The organism is Thermodesulfobacteriota bacterium, from assembly GCA_040756475.1.
GTDB lineage: Bacteria > Desulfobacterota > Deferrisomatia > Deferrisomatales > JACRMM01 > JBFLZB01.
Genome location: JBFLZB010000012.1, coordinates 1 through 15,177 on the forward strand (window position 1 = coordinate 1; position 15,177 = coordinate 15,177).

The 15,177-nt window shown below is 69.7% G+C and carries 14 protein-coding genes; 4 read left to right on the forward strand and 10 right to left on the reverse strand.

The window, feature by feature from the left end; translation table 11 throughout:
- The 8 genes from AB1578_03105 to AB1578_03140 form a co-directional block, all read right to left on the reverse strand.
- Window positions 1-531, reverse strand: a 531-nt coding sequence (locus AB1578_03105) for an SAM-dependent methyltransferase (protein MEW6486886.1), incomplete at its 3' end; no start/stop codon positions are given.
- 136 nt (window positions 532-667) lie between these two features.
- The gene (locus AB1578_03110; protein ID MEW6486887.1) at window positions 668-1,387 is read right to left on the reverse strand and encodes a protein-L-isoaspartate(D-aspartate) O-methyltransferase; all 720 of its coding nucleotides are present in this window, start codon (window positions 1,385-1,387) and stop codon (window positions 668-670) included.
- A gap of 2 nt (window positions 1,388-1,389) precedes the next feature.
- The gene (rtcA, locus tag AB1578_03115; GenBank protein MEW6486888.1) at window positions 1,390-2,460 is read right to left on the reverse strand and encodes an RNA 3'-terminal phosphate cyclase; all 1,071 of its coding nucleotides are present in this window, start codon (window positions 2,458-2,460) and stop codon (window positions 1,390-1,392) included.
- A 307-nt stretch (window positions 2,461-2,767) separates the two neighbouring features.
- Window positions 2,768-3,712 carry a dihydroorotate dehydrogenase gene (locus tag AB1578_03120; protein MEW6486889.1) on the reverse strand — a complete coding sequence of 315 codons (945 nt, stop codon included), beginning with the start codon at window positions 3,710-3,712 and terminating at the stop codon, window positions 2,768-2,770.
- Between the two features lie 158 nt (window positions 3,713-3,870).
- Window positions 3,871-4,182 (reverse strand): hypothetical protein, encoded by a 312-nt coding sequence (locus AB1578_03125; GenBank protein ID MEW6486890.1) that lies wholly within the window; start codon window positions 4,180-4,182, stop codon window positions 3,871-3,873.
- Window positions 4,183-4,241: 59 nt separating this feature from the next.
- Window positions 4,242-4,853: a transcriptional repressor LexA gene (lexA, locus tag AB1578_03130; protein MEW6486891.1), complete on the reverse strand. Its 612-nt coding sequence runs from the start codon at window positions 4,851-4,853 to the stop codon at window positions 4,242-4,244.
- Window positions 4,854-5,041: 188 nt separating this feature from the next.
- Window positions 5,042-5,737, reverse strand: coding sequence for a PEP-CTERM sorting domain-containing protein (locus AB1578_03135; GenBank protein ID MEW6486892.1), 696 nt, complete (start codon window positions 5,735-5,737; stop codon window positions 5,042-5,044).
- A gap of 29 nt (window positions 5,738-5,766) precedes the next feature.
- Window positions 5,767-7,623, reverse strand: coding sequence for a hypothetical protein (locus AB1578_03140; GenBank protein ID MEW6486893.1), 1,857 nt, complete (start codon window positions 7,621-7,623; stop codon window positions 5,767-5,769).
- A gap of 743 nt (window positions 7,624-8,366) precedes the next feature.
- On the opposite strand from AB1578_03140, the gene AB1578_03145 reads away from it, so the two are divergent.
- Window positions 8,367-10,100: a carboxyl transferase domain-containing protein gene (locus AB1578_03145; protein ID MEW6486894.1), complete on the forward strand. Its 1,734-nt coding sequence runs from the start codon at window positions 8,367-8,369 to the stop codon at window positions 10,098-10,100.
- A 183-nt stretch (window positions 10,101-10,283) separates the two neighbouring features.
- Here the strand turns inward: AB1578_03145 and AB1578_03150 are convergent, their stop codons facing one another.
- Both AB1578_03150 and AB1578_03155 read right to left on the reverse strand, forming a co-directional pair.
- Complete coding sequence (locus AB1578_03150; GenBank protein ID MEW6486895.1) at window positions 10,284-10,994, reverse strand: 3'-5' exonuclease; 711 nt, start codon at window positions 10,992-10,994, stop codon at window positions 10,284-10,286.
- Window positions 10,991-12,922 carry a DUF294 nucleotidyltransferase-like domain-containing protein gene (locus AB1578_03155; protein ID MEW6486896.1) on the reverse strand — a complete coding sequence of 644 codons (1,932 nt, stop codon included), beginning with the start codon at window positions 12,920-12,922 and terminating at the stop codon, window positions 10,991-10,993. Before AB1578_03155 ends, AB1578_03150 begins: the two co-directional genes overlap by 4 nt.
- Before the next feature lie 477 nt (window positions 12,923-13,399).
- On the opposite strand from AB1578_03155, the gene AB1578_03160 reads away from it, so the two are divergent.
- From AB1578_03160 to AB1578_03170, 3 genes are all read left to right on the forward strand, one after another.
- Window positions 13,400-13,528, forward strand: coding sequence for a hypothetical protein (locus AB1578_03160; GenBank protein MEW6486897.1), 129 nt, complete (start codon window positions 13,400-13,402; stop codon window positions 13,526-13,528).
- The gene (locus tag AB1578_03165) at window positions 13,525-14,655 is read left to right on the forward strand and encodes a sodium ion-translocating decarboxylase subunit beta (GenBank protein ID MEW6486898.1); all 1,131 of its coding nucleotides are present in this window, start codon (window positions 13,525-13,527) and stop codon (window positions 14,653-14,655) included. Before AB1578_03160 ends, AB1578_03165 begins: the two co-directional genes overlap by 4 nt.
- Window positions 14,656-14,753: 98 nt before the next feature.
- A complete protein-coding gene (locus AB1578_03170; GenBank protein ID MEW6486899.1) occupies window positions 14,754-14,966 on the forward strand; it encodes a biotin/lipoyl-containing protein in 213 nt (70 codons plus the stop codon).
- Window positions 14,967-15,177: the final 211 nt, after the last annotated feature.

Sequence of the window (15,177 nt, forward strand, 5' to 3'; positions counted from 1 at the left end):
AGCCGCCGCAGCCAGGAAGCCCGCCGCCCCCACCACGCGCAGACCATGCCCCGGTGGCAGGACCGCGAGCAGTCCCAGCACACCCAGGGACCCGGCCGCGGCACCCAGCAGATCGGCCCGGTAGATCCGAGAGATGTCGGCGCTGCAGGCGCGAAGGGCCAGGCCCAGGGCCGACGCGGCGAAGAAGAACGGAACGGCCAGGACGAGATACATCGCCCCGAAGTACGCCCACTGCCGGGGCTCCCACACGGCGGCCATGGGCTCGAAGGGAATCCGTTGGGCCAGGGCGAAGGTGGCGGGCGCCAGGGCTCCGAAGAGGGCGCAGCACACCCGGTACGCCCAGGGGAAGCGGGCAACGAGGGGACCCTGGGCGAGGCTCAGAACCGCCCCGCTCACCCCGTAGCCCAGGAGCGCGAGGCTGATCACCGTGGCGGCGAAGTGGTGCCAGAGCACCACCGACAACAGGCGCATCAGGAGCACCTGATACGCCAGGGCGCCGGCGGAGAGGAGGGAGACCGAGAAGAAGAACATGTGCGTCACCCGCCGACGGGGGGATCGGTTACGGCCTCCCTCGGCATTGTCCCGAGCCGAAATCGAAATCGTGATCGGGGTTCGGGTCGATCTCGATTGCGATCGCGATTTCGATTTCAATAAGTTGCTACGGAGTTCAGTGGCCCCCCGTGACGGGCACGAAGATGACCGGGAGGAGCTGGCGCGTGGTCACAGCTCCGGCCTCCGACTTCTCCAGCAGGGTGAGCTGCTGGGTCTGGAAGGGGCTGCCCACCGGGATGACCATGCGCCCCCCGGGCTTGAGCTGGCGCACCAGGGGAGGGGGGATGTGGCTCGCGGCCGCCGTGACCACGATGGCGTCGAAGGGCGCATGCTCCTCCCACCCGTAGTAGCCGTCTCCCACCCGCACGGCCACGTCCCGGTACCCCAGCCGCTCCAGACGCTCCCGGGCCTGCTCTCCCAGGGGAGGAACGATCTCCACGGTGTACACCCGGGCCCCCAGGTCCGCGAGGACGGCGGCCTGGTAACCGGAGCCCGCGCCGAGCTCGAACACCCTGTCTCCGGCGGAGACCCGCACCAGGTCGGTCATCAGGGCCACGATGTAGGGCTGGGAGATGGTCTGGCCGTACCCGATGGGCAGGGGACGATTCTCGTACGCCCGGCTGCGCAGGGCCTCCGGCACGAACTCGTGGCGCGGCACCCGTCCCATGGCCTCCAGCACCCTGGGATCCAGCTCCCGCCTCCCGATGCGGCGGCTCGTGGCCTCCGCGTCGGCCCGGATCTCGGCCACCATGCGGCCGCGGACCACCTCGAAGTCCCCGGCGCGGGCAGACGGCAGCCCGAGGCACAGGGCGACAAGAACGAGCAGGATCTTCATGGTCAGGTCTCCTTGCCCTCCCCCACCGCTCGCACTCCCGCACGGAATGGGACCACCCGCACCCTTCCCGGCTCCCCTTCGGCGCCCTCCACCTCCACCGCCGCCCCCGGCAGGAAGTGCCGGACCACCGCCGCGTTGGTGGTGAGGTGCCGCGTCACCCGGGCCGTGGTGAACGCCGACTCCCCCGCCGCCAGGCACAGGGGAAGGAGGAGCTGGTCGGCCAGATGGGGGTCCACCGCGGCGCCCGACCCGACGAACGCCGCGATCTCGTCAGCCGCCTCGTCGGCCACCCGCTCGGCGGGCTTGCCCCGCTCCCCGAGCCCCGTGGCGCAGCACCGCGCGTGCTCGAAGGCCGCCTCCAGGAAGAGAAACGTCCCCGGCGAAGGGGCATCGATGCTCTGCACGTCCACCGCCACCGGCACGCCGAGCCCCGCCAGCCTCTCCCGGGCCCGGCGGGCCTGGCGGGCCGCAATCGAGGGATCCAGGTTCGCCACGGCCGAGATTCCGGAAACTCCGAGTAGTCTCCCCGGCTCGATCCAGCGCACCGGTCGAAACCCCCGGACCGGCTCGATCCGGGCGGTGATCTCGCCCCCGCCCCGGGGGTAGAACCCGGCGCGGGCAAGCCGCACCTCCAGCCGCGCGCCGACCTGTTCCAGGGCCCACGCCCACTGGCGCTCCAGGTAGTGGGCGCTGGGGCTCCAGGGCACGTGGGTGCCCCCCGTGACGCCAACCGTCGATGCCCCCTCCGCCAGGGCCAGGGGAAGGGCCACCGTCTGGAGGACGAGGGAGGCCGCACCGGCGGTCCCCACGTCGAAGTGGTAGTCCCCGGGCGAAACGCCGCGGGGTGCAAAGGTCAGGGCGGCCGAACCCTTGGAAGCTCCTTCGACCCGGGCCCCTCCCGCCGCCGCCGCGGCTTCCACCGAGCGCAGGTGCTGGGCGGCGAGCCCGGGGCGCGGGCGCCCCGCCCGAATGCGCTCGATACGAAAGGGCAGACCGGTCACCAGCGAGAGGGCCAGAGAGGTCCGGAGCACCTGCCCACCCCCCTCCCCCATCGCCCCGTCCACCAGGATCACCGGCACCTCCTCCCGGCGGGGAACGTCACGAGGCTGCGCCTCGGACTGCCGTCCAGGCCTGTGCGTCCCTATCCCCTTACCCGATCGAAATCGAAATCGCAATTGGAGCCGGGGTCGATTTCGACATCGATTTCGACGGCGCAGGCCGGGGTGCAACTACCGGGAGGCGGAGTGAGAAAGGGAAGACAGAGGAGGGCAAGAACGGGAGGACTTCGCCGGCCCCGGCGACCTGGCGCCGCAGCTCCCGCCACGGCGCCCGTGCCCCCGGGCCGGAGCAACGGGCAGAAGGCCGCCGAGGCGTACCCCCTCAGCTCCGGCTCGGCCGGAAGGTGCCGACGAAGTCGTCCAGGCGCTCGACGCCCTGCTGGGCCAGGTACTGGCCGATGCCCTCGGCGATCTCCCGGCCCGCCCATGGGCGCACGAAGTTCGCAGTGCCCACCTGCACCGCCCGCGCACCCAGGCACAGGAACTCCAGGGCGTCGCGGGCGTCCCAGATGCCCCCGAGCCCCATCACCGGCACGCTGACCTCCTGGAGCACCTCCCACGTCATCCGCAGGGCAACGGGCTTGACGGCGGGCCCGGAGAGCCCCCCGGTGAGGTTGGCCAGGGCCGGGCGGCGCCGATCCAGGTCCACGGCCATCCCGGTGAGGGTGTTGATGAGGCTGAGCACGTCCGCCCCCCCTTCGACGGCGGCCCGAGCCAGGGGGCGGATATCGGTGACGTTGGGGGAGAGCTTGACGATGAGGGGAAGCTCCGTGGCCCGGCGCGCCACGGTCACGACCCGCCGGGTGAGGTCGGGATTGGTGCCGAAGGCGATCCCCCCGGCCTTCACGTTGGGACACGAGATGTTCATCTCGAGGGCGGCCAAGCCCTCGACCCGGGACAGGCGCTGGGCGCAGGCGCTGTACTCGTCCTCGGTGTTCCCGAAGAAGTTGGCGATGACCGGGACCCCGAGGTCCCGCAGTACCGGCATCTTCTCCCGCTCGAAGGCCTCCACTCCCACGTTTTGCAGCCCGATGGCGTTGAGCATGCCCCCCCGCGTCTCGACGATTCGGGGCACCGGATTGCCGGCCCGAGGCGCCAGGCTCAGCCCCTTGACCACCACGGCCCCGAAGGCGGCCAGGTCCACGTAGGGGGCGAACTCCTGCCCGTAACCGAAGGTACCCGAGGCCGCGACCACGGGATTGCGCAGGGTGAGGGGCCCGACCCGGGCGGTGAGGTCCACGGTGCTCTGGAGAGCAGCAGGCGGCATGGGGCGCCTCGGGTCGCAGGGATTCTTGGGGGGAGGCGGAATCTTAGCCGCCGGAACTCGGGGGGGTCAAGCGCCCGGCGGAGCAACCGGAATCCCGAACCACGCCCCGCGTCTTCGGGTGGGCAGGAGGCCTCCCGGGGGACCCGACCCAGGGGTGCTCAACCCCCGAGCAGCCAGAGGGCCGCGCGGATGCCCCCGAGCCCCACGGCGACGGACGCCGTGAACGCCACCGGGGCCACCACGGCCCGCAGGCCCGTGACCGAGGGGGCAGGCAGCCAGGCCCAGAACAACCCGGCGGTCAGCAGCGCGTACCCGGCCGAGAGCGCGCCTCCCGGGAGCAGGGCCGCCCGGAGGATCTCGTCGCGCCCCCCGACCGCGGACTGGGCCCACTGGTACACCCCCCACGAGTACCCGGCCAGAAACCCGCAGCCCGCTGCCAGCGCCTGGCCGATCTTCCCCACGGCTCGCACCACACCCCTCCTCAAAGCCTGTGAAACAGTCTGCTGCGCGACGATTCCTTCACAGGCTCTCACTCGCACCGCCGGATCACCGCCACCACGGCCCCTTCGATCCGCAAGGGCGCGCCCTTGGGCACCCGAATGGGCTCCATCGCGCTGTTCGCCGGCCGCAGCTCCACCCCCGTCCCGACGCGGTAGAACCGCTTCACCGTGGCCTCCCCGTCGAGCACGGCCACCACGGTCTGCCCGTCGTTCACCGTGGCCTGGCGGCGCACCACCAGGTAGTCCCGGTCCAGGATCCCGTCCTCCACCATGGAGCTCCCCTTGACCCGGAGCACGAAGTGCTCCCCCCCCCCGAGCATCCACGGCGGCACCTCGAGGCTGTCGTCCGAGGCCACGGCCTCGATGGGGCGCCCCGCGGCCACCCAGCCCAGGAGCGGCAGCGCCAGTCCGGACGACGCCTCGGGGTCCACCACCTCCAGGGCGCGCTTGGCGTTCCAGGACCGCCGCAGGAGCCCCTGCTCCTCCAGGCGCACCAGGTAGTTCTGGACGGTGCCCAGGGAGCGGAACCCGAAGTGCCGGGCGATCTCCTGCTGGGTGGGCGCGTAGCCGTGGGTCTCGGCATACCCCCGGATGAAGGAGAGCACCTGTTTCTGCTTGGGGGTGAGGTAATGGGTCGTCATGGGGCGGAAGTGTATGCGTAAGTCGTGCGCATGTCAAGGGCGAGAGAGGAAGGTTTCCAGCACCCGGGCCCCCCCGGATGGCGAGCGGCCGAGGGCGGTGGAGCTCGGCCCCCAGGCCCGGTGAGAAGAGCCCACCGCCGGGGCGGTGGGCTCTTCGGTGGGGGTGGATCGTTCTGGCCCTGCTTCAATCAGCCCCTGCGCCGCCTCCAGGCCGCCAGGCCGGCCAGCCCCGAGCCCAGGAGCAGGAACGTGCCCGGCTCCGGGATGACCGCCTGGGAGAAGCGCTGGTCGAATCTATCCAGCCTAGCGAAGTCTCCCTCGTCCAAGGACGAGACCAGGATGTTCTTGCGGACGTGGATCATCTGCTGAGGCGCAAACTGGGCCTGATCGGAGATCGTGTCGTTCAAGAAGCTAAACTCTACGTACTTCTCCGCGAGCTCGCTTCCGGCCGCGTCGTACACCCACTCGTAGATCGCGATCAGCGGATCCCCGAAATCCACGTCAACCCGCCCGATGGTGGCTTGCATCAAGGACAGGGAGTTGTCCTTGATCCGCAGGAGCGGGTCGAGGACGGTGACGGTGAAGCCGAAGTCCAGGTCGATGTAATTCATCAACCCCGAGACGGACAGCTGCTCGTTTGCCTCAAACATGAGCCCGGGGTTGAGGGAGAGGGGGTCCAGGCCCGTGACTTCGATTTGGCTGAAGTCCGGGAGGAAGGCGTCGTCGGTGACGAACACGCCAAAGAGCTCCCAGTCCGAGAAGAGCTTGTCTCCGACGGTGATCGTTTGTCCGCCGAAGAGGTCGGCCATGGTGACTGCCCGGGCACCTCCCGCCGCCCCCAGGATCAGCCCCAGGCCGCACAGCAACGCGAGAAACCGTTTCATGGTGCGCTCCTCCTCTTGGTCTCGGCCCCTCACTGCAGGGCGCAGTTGGGACGGGTGCACAGCGGAATGCACAGCTTGGCGTCGAGGACCGAGATCATCCCGTCGCCGTTGGCGTCGCGGGGGTCTCCGGGAAGGGCGGAGGTGCCCCGGGCCGACTGGATGGCGAAGATGTCGATCTTGTCGATGTCGCCGTCCCCGTCCACGTCGCAGGGGCCGGCGGGTCCGCCGGCGCCGAGGAGAGACAGATCCGAGAGCACGGGGCTCTGGCCCTGGTCGTTGGGGCGCAGGATGGCCCGCATCTCCACGAACCGCCCGGCGGCGGTGAAGGGAACGTTGTTGAAGACCTGGAAGTAGGCCTGGCTGGCCAGGCCCGCCTCGGAGTCCGCGACTCGGGCCTCCACCAGGATGCTCGCGCCGGCGGGCACGCTCCCCTGGGGCTCGGTGTTCCAAAGAATGGTGCCCCAGGGGCTCCCCGCCGCCCCGCTGTCGTGGACCACCGTCCAGGTTCCCTGGCCGGTGGTCGCCCCGAAGGCCACGGCCCCGGTCATGTCGCTGTAGTTGTAGGGGCCGGCTCCCGCGCCCAGCGGTACCGTGAGGTCCACGGCTCCCAGGCCGTCGCCCCCCCCGTTCGGGTCGATGCGCATCACGGTGTGGGAGCTGTAGTTCGTCACCCACACCTTCCCGGCGGCGTCCACGGCCACGCCCGTGGGGGTGCCGCCCACGGGGATGGTCTTTCGCAGGTTGCCGGCGTTGTCCAAACGGGTCACGTTGTTGCTGCTGCTGTTGGCGACCCACACGTTGTTATCCGCCCCGGTCACCGCGACGCCCCGGCTCGCGCTCCCGCCGGTGGGCCGCGGAAAGCCTGCCTGGAGCGCGCCGGCCGGGCTGAACTTCAAGATGGTGTTGTTCGTCCAGAGGGCGTTCCAGATGAACCCCGCGGTGTCGATCCCCAGACCGTAGGACTGGGACGCGACGAGGCATGCCCCGGACATCGCGGAGAGGTCGTAGCGCAGGAGCCGGTTCTGGGAGATGGTGGCCGACCAGAGGACGTTGTTGGCGTCGATGAGCCCGCCGTAGCCCCCGCACCCGAGGGCCGAGGCAGAGAAACTCGCCACCGGCAGGCCACTTGCGGCGTCGAGCTTCCGGAAGGTGGTGGGCGAGAAGGGGTAGCCGCCGACCCACACGTCGTTGTTGGCGTCCACCGAGACGTGGCGCACTTGGGGGGCGCCGGCCACCCGCTGGAAGATCAGGATGCACTCGTCGTCCGCGTCCTGGACCCGGGCGCCGTGGGCTGCCCCGTCGGTACTCCCGAGCCCGTCGGTCACGCTGGGCCAGGGCCGGATGTCCCCGAGGCCCCGGGAGGTCTTGATGAGGCCGTCCCCATCGCGGTCCACGCAGGTGTTGTAGGAAAACGGCGGAGCCAGATAGGCCCCGGCGGGATTGGGAGCGCCCCCCGCGTCGACTCGGGTGCCCCCCACCAGGAGGCCGATCTTGACCACCGAGCCATGCTGGACGCCGCCGATAGACCCGGCTTCATTTCGGTTGCCGGCCCACACGTTTCCCGCCAGGTCCACGGTGGTGCGCGACGGGTTCTTGGCCATGGGCTGGGGCGCGCTCCAGTACTCGCCCACCACGGCGCCGGTGACGGTGTCGATGCGCACGATGGTGCCCCGGTCCGAGGCGGCCACGTTGATGAAGGGGAAGGTTCCCCCGGTGACGGTGTTGAGCTGGAGTTGATCGGGGATGTCGTGGTTGACGTTGACCAGGGTTCCCTGGTCGAAGTCGGCGTCGAGGGTGTAGGTGACGTCGGCCCCGGCCGGAGAGCCGGCTAAGGCCAGCAGCCCAGCGGCTGCAAGGACGAGCGTCGCGCGTCGGTTCGCGCCCATGGCAGTGCTCCTCTTCCGGAGACGCCCCAGGCACTGGGGCGGGGCAATCTTCCGGGAACACGCCCTCCCTGGAGACCATCCTGCGCGGGCCCCTCGATCGAAACACGCCCTGCCGAAGCCACAATGGGTGAAATCCCCCCCGCACGACGGCTCGCTGTGTTGTCACCTCCTTTCCGGTTCGGCGACCTGCGTGGGCGGGCGGGACCGGGTGCCGCGATGATATGTTGGGAATGCATAGGTCGTACCCAAAGAGACTCTGCTGCAATTTCAGAGGGTTGCAGACGCAATGGTCCGACGCGCGCCGGAATGGGAGGCTCATTTCCTTCCCAGAAGCGGAAGAATTCTTCCCAAGGACCTGCCGGGTCGGGTCACCGCGCCGCCGCCATCGGCCACACCGCCATCCCCACGGCCTGAGCTTTCAACGCAGGACAGGAAGGTTTCACCAGTCGGCCACTGCGTGTCGCCGGCCTTGGAAAGACCCGGTCCCCTTTCCCGACCGGTCCTCGCCCGCGTCGCCGGACTCGGCCGCTTGGGGGAAAGGGCGACTTGGGGCGGCGCACAAGCGCGCCCGGCCGGGAACGCCCGCCACCGGGGCGAGAGCCTTGCAGGGCCACGAAGGGGCGTGTATCGTCCCCCGGTCCGCTCGGTCAGTGCAGCGCGGACTCCGAGGAACGGTTCTTGCGTGCCGGCCGGGGCAATTGCCCCGCTGCCCGACGTTTGTCACCTCACCCATGGAGGAACCGATGAGACCGTACTTCGAGAAGATGCCCGAGTTCGGGCAGCCCCTATCCGAGCGCCAGCTGGCGAGCTCGGCGGAGAGCTACGAGGAGATCCAGGCCGTCGAGAAGGCGCTGGCCGCCGAGGTGGCCCGGGTGCAGGAGGCGGGGCTGCCCGCCAAGAAGATCAACGAGCGCGGCCAGATGACCGTGTGGCAGCGCCTGGAGTACCTGGTGGATGCGGGCACCTGGTGCCCGCTCCACACCATCTTCGACCCGGCGGAAAACGAGTACGGCACCACCGGGATCGTGGACGGCCTGGCCAAGATCCAGGGCAAGTGGGCCGTGGTGGTGGGGTTCGACAACAAGGTCATGGCGGGGGCCTGGATCGCCGGCCAGTCGGAGAACATGCTGCGGGTCACCGACCTCGCCAAGCGGCTCAACGTCCCCCTGGTGTGGATCGTCAACTGCTCGGGGGTGGACCTGCCCAACCAGGAGCTCGTCTACCCCGACCGCCGGGGTGGGGGCACCACCTTCTTTCGCCACGCCGAGCTCCAGAAGCTCGGGGTGCCGATCCTGGCGGCCATCTACGGCACCAATCCCGCCGGGGGGGGCTACCAGTCCATCAGCCCCACGATCCTGCTCGCCCACAAGGACGCCAACATGGCCGTGGGCGGAGGCGGCATCGTCAGCGGCATGAGCCCCAAGGGCTACTTCGACGAGGCCGGGTGCGAGGCCCTGATCGAGGCCACCCGCAAGTTCAAGGAGGTGGCCCCGGGCCGTGTGGAGATCCACCACGGGGCCACCGGCTTCTTCAAGTACGTCTACGAGACCGAGCAGGGGGTGCTCGACGGCATCAAGGACTACATGAAGAAGCTTCCGGCCTACGACGCGAGCTTCTTCCGGGTGGCCGAGCCCAAGGCCCCCAAGTTCAGCCCCGAGGAGGCCAACCGCCTGGTGCCCTTCAACCAGAAGCGCACCTACTCCTTCCCCGAGGTGCTCGCGCGCCTGGTGGACGGCAGCGAGCACCTGGAGTTCAAGCCCGACTTCGGCCCCGACATCTACTGCGGCCTGGTCAAGGTCGACGGCTTCCTGTGCGGGGTCATCGCCAACAACCAGGGGTTTTTGCCCAAGGGCTACCCCGAGTACGCCGACTACCCGGGCATCGGCGGCAAGCTCTACCGCCGGGGGCTCATCAAGATGAACGAGTTCGTCACCCTGTGCGGGCGCGACCGGGTGCCGATCATCTGGTTCCAGGACACCTCGGGCATCGACGTGGGCGACATCGCCGAGAAGGCCGAGCTCCTGGGGCTCGGGCAGAGCCTCATCTACTCCATCGAGCAGACCGACGTGCCCCAGATGCTGGTGGTGCTCCGCAAGGGCACCGCCGCGGCCCACTACGTGATGGGCGGCCCCACGGCCAACAACCACAACGCGTTTACCCTGGGGGTGCCCACCACCGAGATCTACGTGATGCACGGGGAGACCGCCGCCGCCGCGAGCTACGCCCGGCGCCTGGTCAAGGAAAAGGACGCCGGAAAGCCCCTGGCGCCCATCATGGAGAAGATGAACGAGCTGGTGAAGAAGTACTACGACAAGAGCCGCCCCCTCTACTGCGCCAAGCACGGCTACGTGGACGAGGTGGTCGCCCTGCCCGACGTGCGCAGGTACATGCAGGCGTTTGCCGGATCCGCCTACCAGAACCCCAGGTCCATCTGCGCCCACCACCAGATGATCCTCCCACGCATCATCAAAGGCTGAGCGCCGTCGCGCTGTACCGCGAAGCAAGGGCCCGGCTCCCAGGAGCCGGGCCCTTGTCTTGCGTCGGATTCGGAGTCGGGGGCGATTTCGATACCGATACCAATACCGATTTCGACGGCGCGGCCGGGGGCCTTGTGCTGTCCCTCGCAAGACCAGTTCCAGATTTCAGGTCTTTCGAGAGCACTACAGGCGCATCCGGCGCAGCCGGCTCTGTGCCCGGCCGATGCCTGCCAGGGCCGCGAGATCGGGCTTTCGCACCCGGCGAGCCCGCGCCAGCACCAGGAGCAGGAGCTCCGCCGTGACCAGGGCATCGGCAGAGGCGCGGTGGCGCGCCGGCGCCGGGATGCCGAAGTGCCCGAGCCAGTCGTCGAGGCTGTGGAGCCCTGCGGTGCCCTCCGGGTAGAGCCCCGGCAGCAGCATGGCCACGTCCAGGAAGGGGTTGTGCAGCCCCACGCCGAGCCGTTGGCGTAGGCTGCGGCCCAGCACGCGGCGGTCGAAATCGGCTCGGAAGGCAACCAGCCAGCACTTGCCGATGTGCTCGAGCACGCGGGTCAATGCCTCGGAGGATTCCAGCCCGGCGGAGGACTCGGTGGGCGAGATGCCGTGGACCACCAGGTTCTCCTTGTCGATCTTCTGGTGCTCCCAGCGCAGGACGATTTCCTCAAGCCCCCCCAACTCCACCCCCGCCGGCCCTACGGGAACGAGCCCCACGGACAGGAGCTCGCTTCTGTGCGCGTTGGGGCCGGTGGTCTCCACGTCCACCACCACGAAGCGCGCCTCGCTCAGCGGCGTGCTCGGGGACGGCTCCGGCATCTCGCGCCATTGGGAAAGGCGGGCCCGGATGCCCTCGTCCAGCTCCGGCCGGGGGCGAAACAGCTCAAGCAGGCGCCTCACAGAGAAAAATCCCGCGCCACGCGTGCCTGGAGCTTGCGGGCCTGCCGAAACGCCTCCTTGAGGATGCGCCGGTCGAGCTCGTTGAGCACGTCCAGGCCGACGCGGTTGCCCGGCCGGCGGCCCCCCGCGATCTCGGCGCGCTGGTGGCGCACCCGGAGCAACTGCACGTAGCTGAAGGCCCGCGCCCACACCTCGGCCTCCTCGGGGGCCACGTGGCCCCCCCGGGCCAGGGCGTCGATGCGCGCCAGGGTGGAGACCTCTTCGATTCCATGGGCCAGGGCCAGGACGCGCACTCCGTCCACGAAGGGCGTCAGCCCCTGGGCCTTGAGGTCCACGGTGGGGGGAGGACCTGCCTCCTCGGCCACCGCCGAGCCCCGCACCAGGCCCAGGGGCGGGCGCTCTCGCAGGGCAAGGGCCGCCATCCGGCGCAAGAATCCGGAATCGCCGGCCGCCCTTTGGAGGAGCCACGCGCCCAGCTCGTCCGCGGGGCCGCGGGGGCCGTCGATCGCCCGCAGGTCGAAGAAGATGCTGGCTTCCTCCAGTGCCTCGGGAGCCTCCTGCGCCATCCACCCCGCGAACCGCTCCCGCCACTCCCCGGCGCTCAGGCAGCACGCCGGGTTGCCGGCCATGATGCCGGCGGCGCACCGGGGATAGCCGACCCGGTGGAGCCCCTCGTTTACGGCTCGGGCGAAGGGCAAGATCGCCTCCCGAACGGCCGCGGGGGATGCTCCTTCGGGGACCTCGAAGACAATGCCGTTGTCCTGGTCCACCTTCAGGGTCTGTTCCTTGCGTCCCTCGCTGCCGAAGGCCAGCCAGGTGAAGGGAACCGGGGGCGGCGAGAGCTCGCGGCGGCAGAGCTGGATCACGCGCCGGGTGATGCGGTCGGTGAGCAGGGTGATGATCTGGGTGACCTGCTCCACCTGGGCGCCCTGGGCGATCATCTGGGTGATCAACTGCAGCATGTCCGGCACCAGGCGGGCCAGGGCCGGGATGGTGTCGGCGCGGGCGATGGAACGGCTCAGGCGCACCAGGCCGACCCGCTGGAGGGAGAACAGATCCCTCTCGGAGATCACCCCCTTGAGACGCCCCCCCTCCGCCACGCACACGTGGCGGACCCCGCGGTCGGCCATGAGCAGGGCCGCCTCGAAGGCAAAGGCCGAGGGCGGCAGGGTGAGGGGCTCGGGGGTCATCACCTCTCCGACCTCGTCGTCGAGACCGCGGCCCGCCAAGGCCACCCGCGAGAGGAGATCGTGCAGGGTGAACATGCCCAGGGGCAGGGCCTCCCCGTCCACCACCGCCACGCTGCCCACGTTCTCGCGCTCCATCGACTGGAGGGCCTCCCGAATGGGGGTCGTCGCCAGACAGGTGACGGGCTCCCGCCGAAGACAGCTCCCCAGGGTGACGTCGAGGCAGGCATCCTGGCCCGGTCCGGTGGCGGCGCTCGCCCGGACCTGGCGGTGCATCTGGTCCAGCAGGCTCGCGAGCCGGCGGGTGCAGAAGTCGTGGAACGCGGGGGAGAGCCGCAGCAGCCTGCGAAAGTCCTCTTGCTCGAGCTCGAAGCAGAAGGTGTCCGCGGCGGCCCGGTGCACGGTGCGCACCGGCCGGGGGGAGAGGAGCGGCCCCAAGGGGAAGCACTCCCCGGGCCCCAGCTCCCAGGCGCCCCCGGAGCCCTCGCCCTCGGCGCCGGGCATCTCGCCGCGCACCCGGCCCCGCTGGATGATGTAGAGGCGAGAGGCCGGACCTCCGTCGGGATCCGTGATCTTCTCCCCCCTGGCGTAGAAGGTCAGCTTGAGCCGCTCCGCCAGAAAGACGAGGTGCTCCGTGTCCATCCGGTCGAAGGGCGCATGACGGCGCAGGAACTCCAGCACCGGCAGGAGCACGCCGGACCGGGGGTCGCCCTGCGAAAGGGATCGGTTCGGTTCGTTCATGGCAGGCCCGGGCTGGAGGAGCGCCGCGGCGGCCGGACCGGGGGCACCGGCGCAGCCGGCCTCCGGCCGACGCCCCGTTTCTACCCCGTTTCCCCGCTCGGTTCAAACCCGGCGGCCTTGCCGTGCCTTGGGGCGGCCTTTCCACGCAGAAAAGCGCCCCTCCCCCGGGGCGCGCCGCGCCGCGGGTTGCCGCCCCAAGGGCCTGGGGGCTGGGCTGACTGTCCGTCCGGACATGTATGAACTTTCCTACACTCCCCGGACATCGCGCCGCGGCCCCGGAGACCTCGGCCCCTCGGGGGAGGGGTGTTGGGGCGCTCCGACAGTCCCGGACCCGCGCCGCACCCGCGAGGGGAAGCGCCCCCGGGAAAAAGCCAGAAAACCGGGGAAAGAAGACCTCGGAGCCCCCGTGGCATGCCGCTCGCAAAGGATACCGCCCTTGCGGACGGACGACCGGGCCAGGCCCGGGGGAGGTGACGAATGGGTGACGCGTTTCTCGTGTTCGGTGTAGGTTCCTTCGGGGTCTTTCTGGGGATGGGGCTCCTCTACGCTGCGATCCGGATCACTGCGGCGGCCGTGGATCGCCTGGTCGAGAAGGGGCAATCATGACCGAGGGAGCCCTGTCCTCGCTCCTGGAGCTGCTGACCCTGTCGGGCTTCCCCCAGGTCACCTGGGGCATGGCCGTCATGTGGACCATTGCAGCAGTCCTCCTGTACCTGGCCATCGCCAAACAGTACGAGCCGCTGCTGCTGCTCCCCATCGCCTTCGGCATCCTGGTCACCAACCTGCCCATGACGGGCCTCATGGACGAGGGGCACGGGCTTCTCTGGCGCTTCTACCACTATGGGATCAAGTGGGAAGTCATCCCCCCCCTGATCTTCCTGGGGCTCGGCGCCATGACCGACTTCGGGCCCATGCTCAGCCAGCCGAGGCTGATCTTTCTGGGAGCCGGGGCCCAGGTGGGGGTGTATCTCACCTTCTTCTGCGCGGTTCTCTTCGGTTTCGACCTCAAGGAGGCCGCCACCATCGGGATCATCGGGGGCGCCGACGGCCCGACGACGATCTACCTCTCGTCGCGGCTGGCGCCCCAGATGCTGGGGACCGTTGCGGTGGCCGCCTACTCCTACATGGCCATGGTTCCCCTGCTGCAGCCCCCCGTCATGAAGCTCCTCACCACCCGGGCGGAGCGCAAGATCCGGATGAGCAAGGGCCGGAAGGTCCACCAACTGGAGAAGATCCTCTTCCCGATCATCTCCTCCCTGACGGTCATCCTGCTCATCCCCGCGTCGGCACCCCTGATGGCGATGTTCATGCTCGGGAACCTCTTCCGGGAGTCCAAGGTGGTCGAACGCCTGACGGGCGCGAGCCAGAACGAGCTGATGAACATCGTCACCATCTTCCTGGGAATCAGCGTGGGCGCCACCATGAAGGCGGAGTCCTTCCTGCGCCCGGAAGTGATCTTCGTGTTCTTCCTCGGCCTCGTCGCCTTCATGGTCAGCACCGGCAGCGGCATCCTCATCGCCAAGTTCATGAACCTGTTCACCCGGGACAAGATCAACCCCCTCCTCGGGGCCGCGGGGGTTTCGGCGGTGCCCATGGCCGCCCGGGTGGTCCACAAGGTCGGCGCCGAGGCGGACCGGCAGAACTATCTGCTCATGTACGCCATGGGACCGAACATCGCGGGCGTGCTCGGCACGCTGATCGCGGCAGGCATCTTCCTGTCCATTCTCGGCTGACGGCAGGGAGCGACCCCTCAGACCCTGAAGACGGCGTCCTGCGTTTCGCGCAGGGCCTCCACCACAGAGGCCGGGCTGTCCGGCCGGGAGACGAAGACATGATCGAGCTCAGAGCCCCCTTGTCCGGAAAGGTGTGGAAGGTGGAGTGCAAGCAGGGCGACCAGGTGCAGAAGGACGACCCGGTCGTGATCCTCGAGGCCATGAAGATGGAGACGGAGCTCTTCGCCCCGGCGGCAGGGGTCGTCCAGCAGATCCGGGTCAAGGCAGGGGACGCCGTGGAAGAGGACGCGGTGCTGCTCGTGATCGCCTGATCGCCCCTTGAGCCCCTGAGCGACGAACACTCGGCGGCAGAGGCCCGGGACGCGGGGCGCCGCCGGGCCCATGCCCCTCACCTGTGGAGGAACCGATGAGACCGTACTTCGAGAAGATGCCCGAGTTCGGGCAGCCCCTATCCGAGCGCCAGCTGGCGAGCTCGGCGGAGAGCTACGAGGAGATCCAGGCCGTCGAGAAGGCGCTGGCCGC

Bases quoted from the DNA above. Each gene is read 5' to 3' on its own strand.
- AB1578_03155 (MEW6486896.1), bottom strand. From the start codon at position 12,922: ATGAACGAACCGAACCGATCCCTTTCGCAGGGCGACCCCCGGTCCGGC.
- AB1578_03110 (MEW6486887.1), bottom strand. From the start codon at position 1,387: ATGAAGATCCTGCTCGTTCTTGTCGCCCTGTGCCTCGGGCTGCCGTCT.
- AB1578_03135 (MEW6486892.1), bottom strand. From the start codon at position 5,737: ATGAAACGGTTTCTCGCGTTGCTGTGCGGCCTGGGGCTGATCCTGGGG.
- AB1578_03140 (MEW6486893.1), bottom strand. From the start codon at position 7,623: ATGGGCGCGAACCGACGCGCGACGCTCGTCCTTGCAGCCGCTGGGCTG.
- AB1578_03165 (MEW6486898.1), top strand. From the start codon at position 13,525: ATGACCGAGGGAGCCCTGTCCTCGCTCCTGGAGCTGCTGACCCTGTCG.
- AB1578_03160 (MEW6486897.1), top strand. From the start codon at position 13,400: ATGGGTGACGCGTTTCTCGTGTTCGGTGTAGGTTCCTTCGGGGTCTTT.
- AB1578_03170 (MEW6486899.1), top strand. From the start codon at position 14,754: ATGATCGAGCTCAGAGCCCCCTTGTCCGGAAAGGTGTGGAAGGTGGAG.
- AB1578_03120 (MEW6486889.1), bottom strand. From the start codon at position 3,712: ATGCCGCCTGCTGCTCTCCAGAGCACCGTGGACCTCACCGCCCGGGTC.
- lexA (MEW6486891.1), bottom strand. From the start codon at position 4,853: ATGACGACCCATTACCTCACCCCCAAGCAGAAACAGGTGCTCTCCTTC.
- AB1578_03145 (MEW6486894.1), top strand. From the start codon at position 8,367: ATGAGACCGTACTTCGAGAAGATGCCCGAGTTCGGGCAGCCCCTATCC.